The organism is Anaerolineales bacterium, from assembly GCA_015075625.1.
Classification (GTDB): Bacteria; Chloroflexota; Anaerolineae; order Aggregatilineales; family UBA2796; genus UBA2796.
Genome location: JABTTZ010000001.1, coordinates 931,774 through 948,729, shown reverse-complemented (window position 1 = coordinate 948,729; position 16,956 = coordinate 931,774). Strand labels below are relative to the sequence as shown.

General features: G+C 55.0%; 15 protein-coding genes. 5 read left to right on the top strand and 10 right to left on the bottom strand.

The features are described 5' to 3' along the window. Window positions 1-70: 70 nt before the first annotated feature. Entirely contained in the window at window positions 71-985 is a 915-nt protein-coding gene (gene argF, locus HS103_04010) for an ornithine carbamoyltransferase (protein MBE7511964.1), read from the bottom strand. Between the two features lie 300 nt (window positions 986-1,285). Here argF and HS103_04005 point away from each other — a divergent pair, with 300 nt between their 5' ends. After that, window positions 1,286-2,149 (top strand): metallophosphoesterase family protein, encoded by an 864-nt coding sequence (locus HS103_04005; protein MBE7511963.1) that lies wholly within the window; start codon window positions 1,286-1,288, stop codon window positions 2,147-2,149. Between the two features lie 96 nt (window positions 2,150-2,245). Here the strand turns inward: HS103_04005 and ychF are convergent, their stop codons facing one another. After that, window positions 2,246-3,319, bottom strand: a complete 1,074-nt coding sequence (ychF, locus tag HS103_04000) for a redox-regulated ATPase YchF (protein ID MBE7511962.1) — start codon at window positions 3,317-3,319, stop codon at window positions 2,246-2,248. 149 nt (window positions 3,320-3,468) lie between these two features. Then, window positions 3,469-3,798, bottom strand: a complete 330-nt coding sequence (locus tag HS103_03995; protein ID MBE7511961.1) for an HU family DNA-binding protein — start codon at window positions 3,796-3,798, stop codon at window positions 3,469-3,471. 483 nt (window positions 3,799-4,281) lie between these two features. Here HS103_03995 and HS103_03990 point away from each other — a divergent pair, with 483 nt between their 5' ends. After that, entirely contained in the window at window positions 4,282-5,181 is a 900-nt protein-coding gene (locus HS103_03990; GenBank protein MBE7511960.1) for a hypothetical protein, read from the top strand. 72 nt (window positions 5,182-5,253) lie between these two features. Here the strand turns inward: HS103_03990 and aroQ are convergent, their stop codons facing one another. From aroQ to HS103_03970, 4 genes are all read right to left on the bottom strand, one after another. Then, window positions 5,254-5,694, bottom strand: coding sequence for a type II 3-dehydroquinate dehydratase (gene aroQ, locus HS103_03985; protein MBE7511959.1), 441 nt, complete (start codon window positions 5,692-5,694; stop codon window positions 5,254-5,256). 27 nt (window positions 5,695-5,721) lie between these two features. Next, window positions 5,722-6,813 (bottom strand): Gfo/Idh/MocA family oxidoreductase, encoded by a 1,092-nt coding sequence (locus HS103_03980; GenBank protein ID MBE7511958.1) that lies wholly within the window; start codon window positions 6,811-6,813, stop codon window positions 5,722-5,724. Window positions 6,814-6,946: 133 nt separating this feature from the next. After that, window positions 6,947-8,152 (bottom strand): PQQ-dependent sugar dehydrogenase, encoded by a 1,206-nt coding sequence (locus HS103_03975; protein ID MBE7511957.1) that lies wholly within the window; start codon window positions 8,150-8,152, stop codon window positions 6,947-6,949. 95 nt (window positions 8,153-8,247) lie between these two features. Next, window positions 8,248-9,135 carry a class I SAM-dependent methyltransferase gene (locus HS103_03970; protein ID MBE7511956.1) on the bottom strand — a complete coding sequence of 296 codons (888 nt, stop codon included), beginning with the start codon at window positions 9,133-9,135 and terminating at the stop codon, window positions 8,248-8,250. A gap of 165 nt (window positions 9,136-9,300) precedes the next feature. Between HS103_03970 and HS103_03965 the strand changes: the two genes are divergently transcribed. Next, window positions 9,301-10,623, top strand: coding sequence for an ABC transporter ATP-binding protein (locus HS103_03965; protein MBE7511955.1), 1,323 nt, complete (start codon window positions 9,301-9,303; stop codon window positions 10,621-10,623). 181 nt (window positions 10,624-10,804) lie between these two features. Here HS103_03965 and HS103_03960 read toward each other — a convergent pair whose 3' ends face one another. Continuing rightward, a complete protein-coding gene (locus tag HS103_03960) occupies window positions 10,805-11,365 on the bottom strand; it encodes a GNAT family N-acetyltransferase (GenBank protein MBE7511954.1) in 561 nt (186 codons plus the stop codon). A 377-nt stretch (window positions 11,366-11,742) separates the two neighbouring features. On the opposite strand from HS103_03960, the gene trpS reads away from it, so the two are divergent. Both trpS and HS103_03950 read left to right on the top strand, forming a co-directional pair. Beyond that, window positions 11,743-12,774 carry a tryptophan--tRNA ligase gene (gene trpS, locus HS103_03955; protein MBE7511953.1) on the top strand — a complete coding sequence of 344 codons (1,032 nt, stop codon included), beginning with the start codon at window positions 11,743-11,745 and terminating at the stop codon, window positions 12,772-12,774. Then, window positions 12,771-13,532 carry a hypothetical protein gene (locus HS103_03950; GenBank protein MBE7511952.1) on the top strand — a complete coding sequence of 254 codons (762 nt, stop codon included), beginning with the start codon at window positions 12,771-12,773 and terminating at the stop codon, window positions 13,530-13,532. Before trpS ends, HS103_03950 begins: the two co-directional genes overlap by 4 nt. 163 nt (window positions 13,533-13,695) lie before the next feature. On the opposite strand, the gene HS103_03945 is transcribed toward HS103_03950, so the two are convergent. Together HS103_03945 and HS103_03940 are read right to left on the bottom strand one after the other, a co-directional pair. Then, window positions 13,696-14,895 carry a PD40 domain-containing protein gene (locus HS103_03945; GenBank protein ID MBE7511951.1) on the bottom strand — a complete coding sequence of 400 codons (1,200 nt, stop codon included), beginning with the start codon at window positions 14,893-14,895 and terminating at the stop codon, window positions 13,696-13,698. A 26-nt stretch (window positions 14,896-14,921) separates the two neighbouring features. Continuing rightward, window positions 14,922-16,757, bottom strand: a complete 1,836-nt coding sequence (locus HS103_03940; GenBank protein ID MBE7511950.1) for an ABC transporter ATP-binding protein — start codon at window positions 16,755-16,757, stop codon at window positions 14,922-14,924. Window positions 16,758-16,956: the final 199 nt, after the last annotated feature.

Below are 16,956 nucleotides of genomic sequence, written 5' to 3'. Positions count from 1 at the left end.
CGGAGATCAGGGTAACTTAAAACACAGTTGAAACACCCCGTAGGGTGTCATTTTTCGTCTCTGTCTAATTTTAGCGATTCTTCCCCAAAGAGCGCACTAAAATTGCTTTTTGGGCATGAAGGCGGTTTGCTGCCTGTGCAAAGATGAGCGACTGCCGCCCATCCGCCACCGGATCAGTGATTTCCTCCCCTCGGTGGGCAGGAAGGCAATGAAGGACGACGGCATGAGCGGGCGCTTGGCGTAACAATGCCTCGTTAACCTGAAAGGGCGGAAACACTGCCCGCCGCTTTTCGGACTCGGCTTCCTGTCCCATGCTCGTCCAAGTGTCTGTGTAGATTACATCAGCCCCCTGTACAGCATCCTCGGCAGTAGGCGCTTCGGTCAGATCAAGCCCCAACTCCCGAAAATAACCTAAAGCTGCGGCATCGAAACGATAGCCTTCGGGTGACCCGATTCGCAAGCGCACCCCTAAGTGTGCGGCTGCCTCGGCAAGGGAATAGGTCACGTTGTTGCTATCGCCCACGTAGGCAAGGGTTAACCCTCGCAATGCTCCAAAGTGTTCATAGATAGTTAGCATATCCGCCACCGCCTGACAGGGGTGACTCTTGTCGCTGAGACCATTGATCACCGGCACGGTTGACCACGCCGCCAAAGCCTTGAGATGATCATGGGCAAAGACTCGCGCCATAATCCCTTGTGTCATGCCGCTGAGGACACGCGCCACATCAGGAATGCTCTCACGCTGCCCCAACCCAATCTCTGCCGGACTAAGGTACAGCCCATGCCCGCCGAGATGAAGCATCGCCACATCAAAGCTGACGCGGGTACGCAGTGAGGGTTTCTGAAAAACCATCGCCAAGACCTGACCACCGAGGACGGGGCGATTGCCCCCGGATTGCCATTCGATCTTCAATTGGACGGCGAGTTTTAGCAGATGATCCAGTTCCGACGGGTTGAGGTCGGCAATATCAAGGAAGTGATTCATCAAGACTCCGACGTTGGGTGCATGTGAGCGCTGGCAAGAGAATTAGCAGATAGTGTAGTTGACGGTAGGCTTTGGCGCAACCATCTTCTTGTCAGTATTGATGGCAATTGCCTCAACAGAAATTGAAGGAATTTATGAGCGTTTTGCTAGGTCATATTCCCCTTGAATAAGCTACCCATCAGCACAACCGAGGTGAGGGCATAGCGACCTTGCTGCGCCTTTAGGATGTTTCGTGTGTAAAGTTTTCTCGCCCACGCTTAACCGTCGGGATATTGCCACCTTGAAAGGATACACACCGCTATGCCTGACCCAACCTATATCGGGATTATCTCCGATACGCACATGCCGCAGCGCTGGAATCGCCTTCACGAATCGCTCACCGAGATTTTCCGAGGGGTGAATCTCATCCTTCATGCGGGGGATGTTGGCGAATTATGGGTATTGGACGAACTCAGCCGGATTGCGCCCGTCGTCGCGGTACATGGCAACGACGAGACGGCGGCGGCGCAAGCGGCGCTCCCCTTTATGCAAACCCTTGTCATTGCCGGACATCGCCTCATCTTGACACATGGACATCTTCCCGATCTTGCCGAAGAATATGCTCGCCGCAAGGTTGATACTTGGGATTCAAAATTGGCTGATCTCGTTACGATGGCGCATCCGCATGGGGCAGAGATCGTCGTCTATGGGCATTTACACATCCCCATGCACTACTGCTATGATAATGTGTGGCTGGTGAATGGGGGCGGGATAGCCTCTGGAGGTTTTTTCCACCGCCAAAAGGTGCAAAGCGTCGCAGTGATGACTCTTTCACCCGCTGCGCCGCCTGCGGTGACGCACTATGACCTAAACAGTGGGAAGGTTCACGCCCCTCCTACAGCCTATAACGGAAGTTTCAAGGAGATTTGGAATGACTACAACGAACCGCTTTTTGACCCGATGTTGATTCCGGCGATTGAATGGCTGCGGCAGCGCTTAGTGCCTTTAGTTGGCTTGGAATACCTCCGTGAGGCGCTGCTTCCTCTGGGGCAAGCGTGTTGGTGGGGCGGGAAAGAGAGTATGACCGCCCAAGAGATTCTGGATGCCTTCCGCACCCACCCTGATACGCCGCCCATCTTGTGGACGACACTGCGGGAATTACCTGCCTTTGCGCCATATCTGTGAGTGAGTGGGGTCAAAGGGGGACTAGGACGCAGTGGGCGACCTTGTGGGGTCGCCCCTACAGGGTGCGGGGACTAGGACACCGTGTTAACCAAACGCTTAAACGTTTGCCCGAATGTGCATAATGTCCCCGTCTTTGACGATGTATTCCTTCCCCTCAAGGCGCATCTTTCCTTGTTTTTTCACCTCTGCCTCGCTGCCAAGCGCAAGCAGTTCCTGATGCGGGGTTACCTCTGCCCGAATGAATCCCCGCGCAAGATCGGAATGGATCGTTCCCGCCGCCTCTTGTGCTGTTGAGCCAATCGGGATTGTCCACGCCCGCACTTCATCAGGACCAACAGTGAAAAAGGCTTGAATATGCATCAGTTCGTAGGATTCGCGGATCACCTTTCGCGCACCCGGCTCATCAATCCCATATTCTGCCAAGAACATCATCTGATCATCGCCGGAGAGTTGAGCGATCTCTGCTTCAATTTTCCCTTGCAGGCTGGCGAGGCGCGATCCTTCATGGGGGTAGTGGATCGCGCTGAAATCGTACAGGGCGTCTCCGGCATTAAAGACGACCAAAACAGGTTTCAGCGAGAGCAGCCCATACCCCCGAATGATCTTCATTTCTTCCTCGGTAACGGTACTATTGCGCAGGGGTTGCAGGGCATCCAACTGCACTTTAAACCGATTCAGAAGGTCAATTTCGCGCTCAAAGAGGACGACATTGACAATCTTGGAGCGCTTCCGTTCTTCCGCCATTTTCTCCAAGCGCCGCTCCACAATAACGAGATCGGAGAGGAGGAATTCGCTGTCTACCGTCTCCAGATCGCGGAGGGGATTCACCTCCCCTTCGGGGTGCGGTACCGTATCATCGGCAAAGGTGCGGATCACATGGATATAGCCGTCCACTTGTTGAAGGTGATTCCGCAGTTCCCCACTAATGCCGCTGGCACTGATCCCCTTTTCCAAGCCGCCAATATCGGTGTAGGTGATCGTCGCGTAAATTGTCTTTTTGGGGTTGTACATTGCGCTCAGTTTGTCGATCCGCTCGTCGGGAACGGAGACGACGGCGGTGACGACCTCAATTTTTCCAGAGGATGCGCCTGTTGGACGATTCAAGCCGGTGAGCGCGTTGAAGATCGTCGTCTTGCCGCTGTTCGGCAAGCCAATAATGCCAAGTTTCATCGTGTTTTTGTGAATTCCGTGAGATTTAGATGGGTAGTTCGCGGTCAATTATACACGGGGCAAGGAGGGGATAGAACCCATAGAAACAACAGAGGGGGCAAGCCAGATGCCTGCCCCCTTGTTTTAGACTGACTCAGACAAGGGCGAAGTTACTTCTTCTTGGCAGCCGGTTTCTTGGCGCCTTTGGCTTTCGGTGTGTCGCCTTTCCCCGTGACTTCCTTCTTCAGGACAGCGCCCGCGCTGAAGCTGACACGCTTGCCAGCGGGAATCTGAATCTTCTGACGGGTCGCAGGGTTCGTGCCAACACGCGCCTTTGTCTTGCGAACTTCGAAGGTGCCGAAGCCCGTGAGTGTGACCTTATCACCACCCTTGAGGGCAGCGACGATGGCGTCGATGGTTGCATTCACAACCTTCGCCGTCGCATCTTGGGTCATTTCCGTGTCTTTCGCCACTTTGCTGATGAGTTCGGTCTTCTGCATGGTCTGGCTTGCCTTTCTTTTGTCGGGGTGCGCCCGCTTAACAAAACGTCACATACTATCATTGTCCGAATTGCCCTACCTGTCAAGTACCCATCGGGGTGATCCGGTCATGTGATCCCCCTGTTGTGGGCTTAACAATTTCAAATTTCTAACCTTTGGCGGTATTTTTTTTCACAAACGTGTAGTTTGAATACCTAGCAAAATTTTGGAATGGCGCTATGGAAAGAGCAAGAAACACCTCGGTTCACCAAGACAGGGAGACAGTAAACAAGGTTTTCTTCCTCACCATCAGGGCATACCCCGAAAGGGTTCACGGGGCGCTTGCAAACGGGCATCAACGTCATTTGTCAAGATTTTGTTAGAGTTTTTCGGAACGTATGTTTGATTCTCTTCTAAGAATGCTCACGGGGACGAAATGAACGGGGGGTGGGCGAACAAACTTAGAGGCGCATGTTACAATAAGAGGAAATGAGGGGGGCTGTCATGTCTGATTTTCTCGATAAGCTGAATGTCTTGCTCCAAGCCAATCTACGAAATTTCCTCGGCGGGGGGACAGAACGCCTGCCTCCCCTTCCCGAAACATTGACACCTGATAAGTTGGGAAAAGATGTGGATCGGGAGATCGCCGCCCTGCGAAAACAGGTGGAGATTGCCCTGAGCGAAGAAGATCGTCTGAAAGCACGGCTTGAGGCGCTTTATGCCGAAAATGCCGATCTAGATACCAAAGCCGATGCCGCCCTTGAACGCGGTGACGACGCGGGGGCGCGGCAAATCGTCAGCGCTATCCAACGGGGACGAGCAAAAGGACGCCAGTGGGAAGCAGAATTGGAGCGCCACCGGGGGGCTACCTTTGACCTCATTCAACATGTGAACACACTGGAGTCACTCGTCAGCGATGCCCGCCGCGAACAAGCCGAGCGTGCTGCTGAACATGGCGAATCAGCCCACAGCCAACCGCCGGCTTCAACCGCACCGCTTGAGGATGCGACACATAGCCCGCATAGTCATGACACCCCTAGTAATGATAGCCATGACAGCCATAGCAGCCCGCCGCGTCCGGCATTTCCGGCGATTCTTTCCGATGTGTTGAAGAATGTTCGTGAGAAAGTAGAGGAATTCATCACGCCGATACGGGTTGAAACGCAGGCACAGCCCCCCCATGAAGGGGAAAGCCATCCCGCCGACGCGCCGAAGGTGGATACTAGCGGAACGCCAAAGATCGTTCAAAAAATCCCTGTTACTGGCGGGGAAGGATCGCCGGATAAAGCAGCGCCCATCCCTGTGAAAACCACCACCAGCCCTCCCCCATCTGATCCAGCACGTGATCCAGATGTTGATGCCGATCTTGCTCGGCGGCGTTCACGGCTGAGCAAACCGGAATAGGCTTAGAGCCATCGTAGTAGGGACGCGCTACAGCATGTCCGCACCGTTCTGTTCACGCTGAGAACAGGGTTTTTACCCCGCACCAAGATGCAGCAGCAGGGCATCGATCCCTAGGATATAGCTATGCCAACCAAACCCGCTGATCTGCCCTACGCAAACGGGTGCAAGGTACGATATGTGGCGGAATGATTCCCGTGCATGGATGTTGCTGAGGTGAACTTCAACAACAGGAAGTCCCACCGCCGTGATCGCATCACGCAGCGCAATGGACGTGTGGGTATAGGCGCCGGGGTTGAACACGACTCCGGCTGCCCATTCCCTTGCCCCTTGCAGGGCATCAATCAAGACTCCTTCATGGTTCGACTGCTGATCGCGTAGGCTGACGCCTCGCTTCTCGGCATGAGCATGGGCGCGAGCAACGATTTCAAGGTAGCTCACCCCTCCATAGATCGAGGGTTCACGCACGCCCAATAAATTCAGATTCGGTCCGCTTAGGAGCAAGATCGTCGTCATAGAATAGAAAATTCCCTACGCACCCACTCAACCGGGAAAGACGACTTCACGTCCGCTTTGGGCGGCATGGTAGATCGCCTCAATGACCTGTACGCCAACCAACCCTTGTTCGCCAGTAGTGGGCGGAGGAGTGTCCGTTTGAATGGCGGTCACAATCTCTGCGATCAGCCGCTCATGAAACCAGTGTCCATCCCAACGGATGTGCGGCGTGACAGTGACTGGTGCGCCGCCAATCTCTGTATAAAACGTTACGGTGTCTTGCTTGGTATAGTTGGGAACGCTCAGAATGGCTGTCCCCTCGCTCCCCTGAATTTCGAGACGGATGAGGTCTTCGTTAGGCATTTTATGTTCTGCCCATGTCGCCTGAAGCACCATCGTCACGCCTGTTCCTAAACGCAAAAAGCCAATCCCACCGTCATCGACATCAAAGACGCTAGAGGCATCTTTCAGCCAACGTGCCTCCCCCCACACCTTTTGCCCACGCTTGCCAAAGAGCGAGCGGGTTGCCCCGTTCACGCTGACAACCTTTGGATAATCGAGCAGCCAGAGCGCCATGTCAAGGACATGAACACCGAGATCGATCATCGCCCCGCCGCCGGACATTGCCTGCGAGCCAAACCATCCCCACCCCGGAATGCCCGTCTCGCGTCGCCAACTTGCCTCAATCTGATAGATGCGTCCTAAGCGCCCCTCTGCCATCAAGCGGCGAATCCAAAAGACATCAGCACGGTAGCGGTGGTTATAGGACACCATGAGACGGCGACCATAGTGTTCGGCGGTTTTCACCATCTCATGGACTTCGGCGCTGGTCATTGCCAGTGGCTTTTCACACAAGACATCGGCGCCCGCCGCCATTGCGGCAATGCTCACCGGAGCATGGAGGGCGTTGGGAAGGGCGATGCTGACGAGGGTTGGCTTTGCCTCTTTGAACAATGTTTCGTAATCGGTGAAGTACACAGACTCTGGAAGATTATGTTTCTCGCCAATCTCGGCAAGGCGTGCTGGGTTGCTATCACAAATCCCCACAATCTCAACGCCGGGCGCTACCTGATAGCCGCGCAAGTGCGCTCCGCCAACGCCCAAACCAATGACAGCTGCACGAATGGTATTTGTGGACATGAGGTTGAGGCAAATCCTTTGATGGGTGGTTTTCTTGTTTTGCGAACGCCCGGTGGGTCGTAGAAAGGCGATGGAAAACGAACGCAGACGACCCACCAGATCGTATCAGAGAATCATTTTCCCTTGTGATGTGTTATTTGGCGATGAGTTGGTGAATCTTCCCCCCAAAATCAACGACATAGAGTTCGCCCGCCTCATCTTCGCCAAAGCTGCTGATCGGGAAGCCCGGTTGAAGGACTTCGCTCATCTCCCAAGCGCCAGCATCGTTCGCTTTGAGCGCCCAAATCTTCGTAGAGCCAAAATCGCCAAAGAAGTAGTAGCCTTGCAGCGCAGGGAACTGCTCCCCTCGGTAGACGTACCCGCCGGTGATCGAAATTCCCTCGCCATGATCATATTCGGCAATGGGCATCACCAGCCCGCTTTTATCACACGCGGCGGCGCGGAAGCAGTGCAAGCCTTCCATAATGTTCCAACCATAGTTCAAGCCGCCGGGCGACCCCGCCTTTTCCAGATGGACTTCTTCATAAGCGTTTTGCCCGACATCACCAACATATAGGTCGCCCGTCATCCGGTCAAAGGAAAAGCGCCAGGGGTTGCGCCAGCCAAGCGACCAAATCTCTGGTAAGCCATCTTTTCCATCGGCATAGGGGTTGCTTGGGGGAATGGTGTAGGGCATCCCACTGACATCAATCCGCAGAATCTTGCCTAGCCATGTCCCGCTGTCTTGTCCGGCACGGAGCGGATCGCCAGCGCTGCCACCATCGCCAACGCCGATATACAGATAGCCATCTGCGCCAAAGGCGACCATGCCACCATTATGGTTCGGAAAGGGCTGTGTAAAGGTCAGCAGCGTCCGCCCTGAGTTTGGATCGGCGCGGTTGGGATCGGCTGTCGAAACGCGATATTCCGCGACAATGGTATTCCCTTCCTTATTGGTGTAATTGACATAAAACAAGCCATTCGTTCGGTACTCTGGGTGGAAGGCAAGACCAAGCAGCCCTTGTTCATAGCTTGTTGAGCCGACAATGGCGGAAATATCAAGGTAGGGTGTGGCAAGGGGTTTCCCCGCTTGGGCAATCTGAATACGCCCCACTTTTTCAAGGATGAACAGCCGTTCGCTACCATCGCCAGCATGGGTGAGGTAGAGAGGTAAGGTATAGCCGCGCAGCACCTCACGGGTGTCCAGCGTGAAATTTACCTTGAGTGGGGGAGGCTTAATCGCCGGTTCTGATACGTCGGCGAGGGCATTACGCCAGAGCGTGGTAAATGTCAGTGTAAAAACAACAGCGCCAAGGAGCGCGACCGTAGTCAGGCGAAAAAAACGTGTCCAGCGCTTCATAAAGATGATCCTTCATCCTACATCATCATTGGGCATGAACAGAGACAACCTGCCCAAGGTGAGCCTAGCAAGATCACCGCCAATTGGCAATGCCCCTACCCACCACGCCGCCGCCGGTTAACAATGATCCGATTCACGTAGTCGTTGATAAAGCCGCCAGCATCGGTAGCAATAATCACCCCTGAGAGTTTGGTGAAAACGATCTCTCCGAAGTAATCGACCATCCGGTGAATCTGATCACTGAGGGTGGAAATAAAATCTTCCCACCTGATTTTCTTGGGTAAAAGGGGTTCACGCAGGGCGCGGAGGCTGTTCACATAGTCGATGGCGGGCTGGGCAATGGGAAAGACAAATGCCCCCGGTAGATCGTAGCGGGCAACGGCAAAAAAATGCTTTGCCATGATCTGAGCGCCATCTTCCAGAGGGAAGGTTGCCACCGGAGAGGGCATCTCCCCAACTTTCCCGCCAAGCAGCATCAACGTGCGGCGCATCAGTTGATCCAGTTCGGGGAGGTTGAACTGGCTGTTTGTAGACGCCAGTAAAACGCCCGTAGGGCGAATCACGCGCTTGATTTCAGCAAGGGTGCGATCCACATCGGGAACATGGAATAACATGTGGTTTGCCAAGACAACATCGAATGTTTTCCGTCCAAAGGGCAGGCGCATGGCATCCGTGTTGACAAGCCGTGCCTCGTGTGGGTTGTGTTTTGCCGCTTTCTGCATCATCCCTAACGAGAAATCCGCGCCGACCAATTTTCCACGAGGGATTCGCTTGCGTACCGCAGAGAAATACATCCCCTGCCCACTCCCCACATCAAGGACGCTCTCATCCCCCCGCCAAGCGGTTTTGTTCAAAACCCATTCAGCGAAGTTCGTGCGCGGGACGCTGTATAATTCGTGGATCGATTGCCGTAAAGCAAGGGCGTCGTCCGTGGCATACGCCTTCTGCACAGCATCCGCATTATAGGTGGGTGAATCGCTCATGATGATTACTAAGAAAGCCCTTACTCAGTGTTATGCTGCGTATAGATGGATGGGATGACCAATGCGCATCGGATATTGTATACTCTCGAAGGCGAGAATCGCTATAACAACAACATCATTGAACTATCCATCTTGACCTATCGTGATCGATGTAAGGGTGTGTGCATGTCTGAAACTGTCATCCGTGTTGTGCGCTTGGGAAAGCAATTCCGCGTTGCCGGGGCAAAAGAAAACTATAAAACGCTAGGCAAAGCGATCAGTCAGATGGCGAGTAGTCCCTTGCGGGCAATCCAGCGGATTGACAAAGGCGCTGATCCCAAACGAAAGCGTGCCGCCTCCCGTGTTTGGGCGCTGAAAGATATTTCGTTTGAGGTCAAACGCGGGGAAGTCTTGGGCGTGATTGGGCATAATGGGGCAGGGAAAAGCACCCTGTTCAAGATTCTTTCGCGGATCACCGATCCCACCGAGGGGTACGCGGATATTGACGGACGGGTCGGGTCGCTTTTGGAAGTTGGGACAGGCTTTCATGGTGAACTGAGCGGGCGCGAAAACACCTACCTGAGCGGCGCTATCTTAGGGATGAAACGCCACGAGATTGATCGCCGCTTTGATGAGATCGTCGCTTTCAGCGAGGTCAAAGAGTACATCGACACACCCGTAAAACATTATTCGAGCGGGATGTACCTTCGCTTGGCATTCGCTGTCGCCGCCCATCTTGAGCCGGAAATTTTAATTGTTGATGAGGTGTTGGCGGTTGGCGATGCTGCCTTCCAGAAAAAATGCTTGAATAAGATGAGTGATGTTGCCCGTTCAGGGAAAACGGTCTTATTCGTCAGCCATAACATGTCAGCAATAGTCCGCATGTGCCACACGGGAGTTCTCTTGAAAAATGGACGCATGGTCTACTATGGCGATGCCGGTTCTGCTGTCCAGCAGTACATGGCGCACAGCGTACAGCTTGCCGGAGCGGTTACCTTTGACCTAAGCGCCCGCCCATGGGAACGGCTGCGAGCAGTTGCCTTTACCGGAGCGCGGATACGTGATGGCGAAGGGGCGCTCACCCCGACGATTCGCCTTACACATGGCTGCACTGTAGAAATTGATTATCGCGTGCGGAAGCCGATCAAAGGGGCGCAAATTGCCTTTCGCCTGTGGAACAATGAAGGCATTTGCGTACTGACCAGTACCGATTTTGACGCCGAGCTAAACCGCGGAAATATTGATCTCGAAGTGGGGGACTATACCGCCACCTGCCCGATTCCTTCCCAGTACCTTCGTCCGGGGAGCTATTTGGTCGATCTGATTTCGACCATCCCCAGCCGCGAAAACCTTGACGAACAACCCCAATGTCTCGGCTTTGAGGTGCTAGACGATGGGAGTGTTGATTCGCAGTTGGCACAAACGCGCTTGGGCGTGGTTGCTCCTATTCTCGCATGGCGCACCGAACGCGCCGAGAGTCTCACCCTATCGGAACTATCCAGTGGGTGAGTACTGGCTGAATAACTGGCATTGCGCCCATCGCCCCCGTGAGCGCCCGCCGCTAAAGCAGCGGGCTAGGAGTAACCACCCCTTTGGGGCTTGGAATATGAAATACAATGATAGACCTCAGGACAGCAGGGAGGTTCTTCCTATATCTTTGCAAAGGGGAATGAGGGGAACAGGGTAACACCTACTCCTTTGCTTTGCGTGCCTCCCACTCGGAGCGGAGAATCGCCATTTGGATCAGATCGTGATACGCGCCGTCGCGGTAGACGGCTTCCCGTTGAGCGCCCTCGCGGACGAATCCCAATTTCTCATAGGAGCGAATCGCTGGCGCATTGAAGGCAAAAACAACCAACCCAATGCGGTGCAGATTCATTTCTCGAAAGCCATAGCCCAAGACCAAATCTGTTGCCTCTGTGCCATAGCCACGTCCACGATATTCTGGCTCGCCAATGCCCACCGCCAAGAGTGCCGCCTGGTTAGACCACACAATCCCCCAAAGTGTGACAAACCCGATGAATTTATTCTCAGAATTGGTGCGAATGTGGAAGGTGATATATTTGGATTCATCTTCTGGTTTGGGCAGCGTGAAAAAATCAGGAGCTTGGGGGCGAACGGAGCGCATAAAGAGCAGTCGCTGAAATTCAGCGTCGTTACTCCAGCGGGCAAGCGCATCTTTATCGTCGCTAAGAGGGGCTGTAAGGCGGGCGAGTTTTCCTGTATAGAGATCACCTAGCGCATAAGGCATAACCGCACTCCCAGTAGGATACCTAGTGAAATGCTAGGACATTATCCCCCATACAAACCGAAAACGCCACTGCGGAAGGTGGCGTTTTCGCGGGTGAGGTGCATAGCAACCTTGCGGAGGGGTTGCTAAGTTTCATTCAATGAAACAGTATAGTGACCATTTTCAAACCTGTCAAGCCCTCACTGGTATGGGTTAGGTCTGGTTGAAGGCAATATAAGCAGAGTATTTGGGCAAACGTTGTCGGTGACGCTGACAGCGATTTTGACGAGTCATTTCAAACCCCCACCCCTTACCTTTAGCATCGCCTAGCCGCACTGCCCCCCATCTGCTACAATGCACGGCGGGTAAGCACCAAATAAGACCAAGCAAAGAGCATCATGACTGAAGCAAAAGCACCGCGTCCACCGCGCATCCTCTCTGGGATTCAACCCTCTGGCAACCTGACCATTGGGAACTATTTGGGGGCGCTGAAGCAATGGGCGCAACTGCAAGACCAATACGACTCCTTTTACTGCATTGTCGATCTTCATGCGATCACCGTTCAACAAGACCCCGCCGCCCTGCGCGAGGGGACGCGCCGTAATGCGGCGCTCTTTCTGGCATGTGGGTTAGATACGAAATACAGCACCGTCTTTGTCCAATCGCACGTTCCAGCACACAGCGAGCTAAGCTGGATTCTTGGTACGTTCACGCCAATGGGTTGGCTGAACCGCATGACCCAATTCAAAGACAAAGCGGCGAAGTTGCAAGCCGATTCAGTCGGATCGGGATTATTCACCTATCCTGTCCTCATGGCGGCGGATATTCTCATTTACCACGCCAATCTGGTTCCCGTTGGCGATGATCAACGCCAACATATCGAATTGACCCGTGATTTAGCGCAGCGCTTCAACAGCCTGTACGGGGAAACGTTCACCATCCCATCGGGGTTTATTCCCAAAGCCGGGGCGCGGATTATGGGCTTGGATAACCCCCTGATGAAGATGAGTAAGAGTGAGGCGAGCGAGAATCACGCCGTTTACCTCCTTGACCCGCCGGACAAGGCGCGAAAGAAAATCATGCGGGCAGTGACGGACTCTGGTTCGGGGATTTATTTCAGCACGGACGATGAAAAAGCCGGCGTGAACAACCTTTTGGGCATCTATCAAGCGTTCACTGGCGAGAGCAGCGAGGCGATTGAGGCGCACTTTGCCGGAAAAGGGTATGGCGATCTGAAGAAGGCTGTTGCCGAGGTTGTTGTAGAGGGGCTGCGCTCGATTCAGGCAAAGTACGAGGCGCTCACTGGCGAAGGCGGTTACATTGACGAGGTGCTGAAACAAGGCGCAGATCGTGCCAACGAGGTTGCCGGGCAAACCCTGAAACACGTGAAAGAGCGCGTGGGCTTCCTTCCCCCGCTGGCAGCAACATGACCGATTACCCACCCGACCCCGACGATCTTCCCCTTACCCCGCCTCCTTCACGACAGGCGCCGCCCGCCGTGCCGCCCTCGGAGCAGCCCGCGCCGCTCTTAGGGTGCTTGTTCTGTGGCGAAGAAGGGACAATCACCCTCACCGAGGGGCGAAAGGTTTTTGGCTTGGGGTCGGGGTTGCCAACAATCACCTGTCGGGCGTGTGGGGCGGCGGCGCTTTTTGACGCGGCAGGCGAAGGGGGACAGGGTTGGCGCATTCGCTACAAAAAGACGAGCCGCCACCAGCGCTACTATTATGCGTCTATCTACCTCGGCGGGGCGGGTTGGCTGGTGGAAGATGAGGCATTGGCAATCAGCCGCCGCGCCTATGTTCAACGGCGGCGCGTACAGCAGGCAGAGGCGGGCGATCTCAGTTTTCTTCAACCGGAACAGCGCGACCCACCTCCGCCACTGATGAGTCCCGATGAGTTCGTCTATGTCGAATACCCGACGGCAATCATCGGACAGGCATCGAAAACGGGCGAAAGCATCATGGACAGCGGGATCGTCTTTCTGACCGATAAAAAAATTCACCTCTTGGGGCAGCGCCGAGACTGGTCGCACAAACTGAGCGATATTCGGGAGATCACCCTGACAGAACGCTATTGGCGGCTTCAGGTGGGCATTGCCGATCAGTACTATCAGGGTGAAAACCAACCGGATCAGATCGATGCGCAGTTGTTTACAGTAATCGTCAAGGCGCTGCAAGGGATGGGCTAGGGTGGGCGCATTCTAAGGGGAAAAACGCCCTCGGCATTGTAGAACCCTTCCCCTTGCGAGAACTGATTGGCGGAGAAAGGCGGCGGTGCGGTACATACACCGCCGCCAGCGTGAATAGAAAAGGGGAATGAACGCCCTTCTCCATCAGCAGAAAGGGGCGGGGTTACTTCATCAACACCCACCGCATCGGACCCCACACCACCCCAGTGACCATCCCAGTGGTGGGAATCTTCTGGTTAAGCGCCATCCCGCTGATCCATGCCTCGCCTTGATCGGTCACATAGACAAGGTGCTTCCCATCGGGGGCAATGGCAACGCGCTCGCTGATGCGGCTGTACACGGAATACACAGCCCCCACGCCCGTTGCTGCCAACGGGATGTACCCTTTTTGCGTATTCACCCCAAAGGTGCGGGCATCATCGCCGGCAATATACGCGCCAAGCTGGGTATCGGCAGACACCGCGCTGACATAATACGGATCGCCCACGAGTTCGGATTGAACGCCCGTGCGCGGGTCAATCAATACCTCTGTGCCAATAGTAAACAAATGCTCAACGCCATCGACCCAGATGAAGTCGTAATCAAAGGGGAGTTGGGCGGTGTTCAGCACGGTGCTGGACGAAATGACCGACCCTTCCGGCGAATAGACGGTGATGATCCGCCGATCCGTAAAATTCTGCGCCGCTTGGTTGTATTCGATCTGCGTGACGAGGACGGCTATGCCCGTCTCCCCCCAACGGACTTGGGGAAGGATGTACCCTTCATACCCGATGGGCGTATCAACCAAGACGGTGACGGGCGTTCCCTCGCGCTTAGTCATATCATAGACGACCAATTTGACCTGATTCGATGGATCATTCGATCCGAAGCCCCATTCCACCCACGCCAATTGGCTGGCATCCGGCGACCATGCGGGCGCGGAACGGGTGATGATGTTATCGGAAAGTCCGTTGGGGTCGGCAAGCACACCATCGGCGGGTTGGGTGGCTGTCCGCACCTCATCAGGGCTGGTGTTGCTGATCACCCAGATATTCACGGGATCAACCTCGCCCATCCCACGCGGGAAACGCCCCTCACGAATGGCGGATACGCCAAGCGCTGCCACCGAGAGATACGTCACCCACTGCCCATCGGGAGAGAGGATGGGGTTGCGGTTGTAACCCCATGTGGAGCGCTGCCGCAGTGTAGCCGGATCACTCGCCCGCCACTCGTAATGATCGCCCGATTCATAATAGCCACCATTCGCGGGACGCACATTCAGAACTAAGGCGGGATCGTCCGGCTGCGCCGTTGGGGAAAACGACGGTACGATGAACGACAACGCCAAAGCAATGACCATGAAAAAGAGACCAACGCGGCGCATGGATGTATCCTTTTCCGATGGACGATTTACATGCCCATCTCGATGTCGCGGAACTGCATCGTGTACAGTCTAGCATAGAGTCCGTTCAGCGCCATGAGGTCATCGTGTGTGCCAAGTTCGACAATCCGCCCCTGATCCAAAACAACGATTCGGTGGGCAATCTTGATTGTGCTGAGGCGATGGGCGATGATCACCGTCGTCCGGTTCTGCATCAGCCGTTCCAACGCTTCTTGAACAGCCTCCTCCGATTCGCTGTCTAGCGCGCTGGTCGCCTCGTCCAAGAGCAGAATACGGGGGTCTTTCAAGATCGCCCGCGCAATGGCAATCCGCTGGCGCTGCCCGCCGCTCAGTTTCACACCCCGTTCGCCAACCACCGTGTCATAGGTATCGGGGAGCGCCTCAATGAAGTCTGCGGCGTTCGCCGCCCGCGCCGCCGCTATAATCTCATCCTCACTGGCGTCCAGTTTGCCATAGGCAATATTTTCCCGCACAGAGCCGCTGAAAAGCTGCGTCTCTTGGGGGACGATCCCGATTTGCCCACGTAGGCTCAGTTGAGTCACCCCTCGCAGGTCATGCCCATCCACCGTCACGATCCCGCTGGTGGGATCAAAAAAGCGCGGAATCAGGTTGAAGATCGTTGATTTTCCCGCCCCACTGGGTCCAACAAGGGCGACGATCTCCCCCGGCGCAATGTCCAGATTCAGATCATGGAGAACCGTTGTCCGGTTGTCATAGCTAAACTGAACATCGGTGAAGGTGATCCGCCCCGCCACAGAGGGAAGCACCTTCGCAGCAGGGGCATCAAGGATTGTCGGCGTGGTGTCCATGATCTCAAAGACGCGCTGGATTGCCCCCAACGCCGTGCGGAACGACGAATAGAAAAATGCCAAACTGCCCATCCCCGCCGCAATGGACGTGCCATAGACGAGGAAGCCGGCGATCACGGGCAGGGTCAGCCGCCCTTCGATCACTTCTCGCCCGCCAAACCACAGCACCGCCCCAAGCGCCCCAAAGCCCAAAAACGCCATGAGCGCCCCAAACATCCCGCGCCAAATCGCCAGCCGAATGGATGCCTGAAAGCCCTTTTTCATCGCTGTTTCGTAGCGTTGGCTTTCATAGCGCTCGCGGGCGAAGCTCTTGACAATGCGCACAAGTTGCAAGCCTTCATCAGCAATGCCCGTCGCCCCGGCGATTTCGTCTTGAATCTTCGTGCTAAAGCGCTCCAGCGGCGTCCCAAAGACGAAGGCAACCACCAAAATGAGCGGGATCAAAATCAAGATGAACACGGTCAGCGAGGTGTTCAGGAACAAGACGATAACAACCGACCCCACAAGGGAGATCACTTGGGTAATCACCGAGATGATCTCGCTGGTCAGCAGCGAACGAACAAGGGTGACATCGTTCGAGATGCGCGAGATCAGTTCGCCCACCTTGCGGTTCTCGTAAAAGGTCAGCGAGAGGCGCGTCAGGTGGTCATAAAGCGCCGTTCGCATGTTCAGGACGATCTTTTCGCCAATATAGCTGAGGTTGAAGTTTTGGAAGAAGCTGAACACCGCTTGCAAGGCGAACAGCCCGATCAAGCCAAGCGCCAGCATATTCAGCGTCGCCATGCCGTCGCTGGCTTGTGCCGCCGCCTCCAACAGGCGGATGATCACCAACGGAAACACCAACCCAATCCCGTTGGCAATGAACAGCGCCAAAAAGGTGAAGCCCAAGCGTGCCTTGAAGGGACTGAGGTAGGCGAATAACCGCCGCCAGTTGATCGATCCACGCGGGATCGGCGGGGGAAGATTTTCGTTCTTATCCTTGTCGTTCTCGGTTTGCGACGCGTTGCGCCGCCGCCGTCTGGTTCGTTGTGCCATAGAAAAATCAACCCCTCGTGAAAGAAACCCTTCGGATGGTGTCAGAGTAGATACTCGCAGCGAACGTGACTCCAGTACGCAGCGGGGGTAATCCTGTTGCACGGGGGACGAGTCAAGCGCGTCGAATGGGAAATTGAAAGGGGTATGGCGGGCGACCACAGGGGGTCGCCCCTACGAGGTGCGAGGAGGAATGGGGTGT

Bases quoted from the DNA above. Each gene is read 5' to 3' on its own strand.
- argF (MBE7511964.1), bottom strand. From the start codon at position 985: ATGAATCACTTCCTTGATATTGCCGACCTCAACCCGTCGGAACTGGAT.
- HS103_03995 (MBE7511961.1), bottom strand. From the start codon at position 3,798: ATGCAGAAGACCGAACTCATCAGCAAAGTGGCGAAAGACACGGAAATG.
- HS103_03940 (MBE7511950.1), bottom strand. From the start codon at position 16,757: ATGGCACAACGAACCAGACGGCGGCGGCGCAACGCGTCGCAAACCGAG.
- HS103_03965 (MBE7511955.1), top strand. From the start codon at position 9,301: ATGTCTGAAACTGTCATCCGTGTTGTGCGCTTGGGAAAGCAATTCCGC.
- ychF (MBE7511962.1), bottom strand. From the start codon at position 3,319: ATGAAACTTGGCATTATTGGCTTGCCGAACAGCGGCAAGACGACGATC.
- HS103_03945 (MBE7511951.1), bottom strand. From the start codon at position 14,895: ATGCGCCGCGTTGGTCTCTTTTTCATGGTCATTGCTTTGGCGTTGTCG.
- HS103_03990 (MBE7511960.1), top strand. From the start codon at position 4,282: ATGTCTGATTTTCTCGATAAGCTGAATGTCTTGCTCCAAGCCAATCTA.
- HS103_03970 (MBE7511956.1), bottom strand. From the start codon at position 9,135: ATGAGCGATTCACCCACCTATAATGCGGATGCTGTGCAGAAGGCGTAT.
- HS103_04005 (MBE7511963.1), top strand. From the start codon at position 1,286: ATGCCTGACCCAACCTATATCGGGATTATCTCCGATACGCACATGCCG.
- HS103_03950 (MBE7511952.1), top strand. From the start codon at position 12,771: ATGACCGATTACCCACCCGACCCCGACGATCTTCCCCTTACCCCGCCT.
- HS103_03980 (MBE7511958.1), bottom strand. From the start codon at position 6,813: ATGTCCACAAATACCATTCGTGCAGCTGTCATTGGTTTGGGCGTTGGC.
- trpS (MBE7511953.1), top strand. From the start codon at position 11,743: ATGACTGAAGCAAAAGCACCGCGTCCACCGCGCATCCTCTCTGGGATT.
- HS103_03975 (MBE7511957.1), bottom strand. From the start codon at position 8,152: ATGAAGCGCTGGACACGTTTTTTTCGCCTGACTACGGTCGCGCTCCTT.
- aroQ (MBE7511959.1), bottom strand. From the start codon at position 5,694: ATGACGACGATCTTGCTCCTAAGCGGACCGAATCTGAATTTATTGGGC.
- HS103_03960 (MBE7511954.1), bottom strand. From the start codon at position 11,365: ATGCCTTATGCGCTAGGTGATCTCTATACAGGAAAACTCGCCCGCCTT.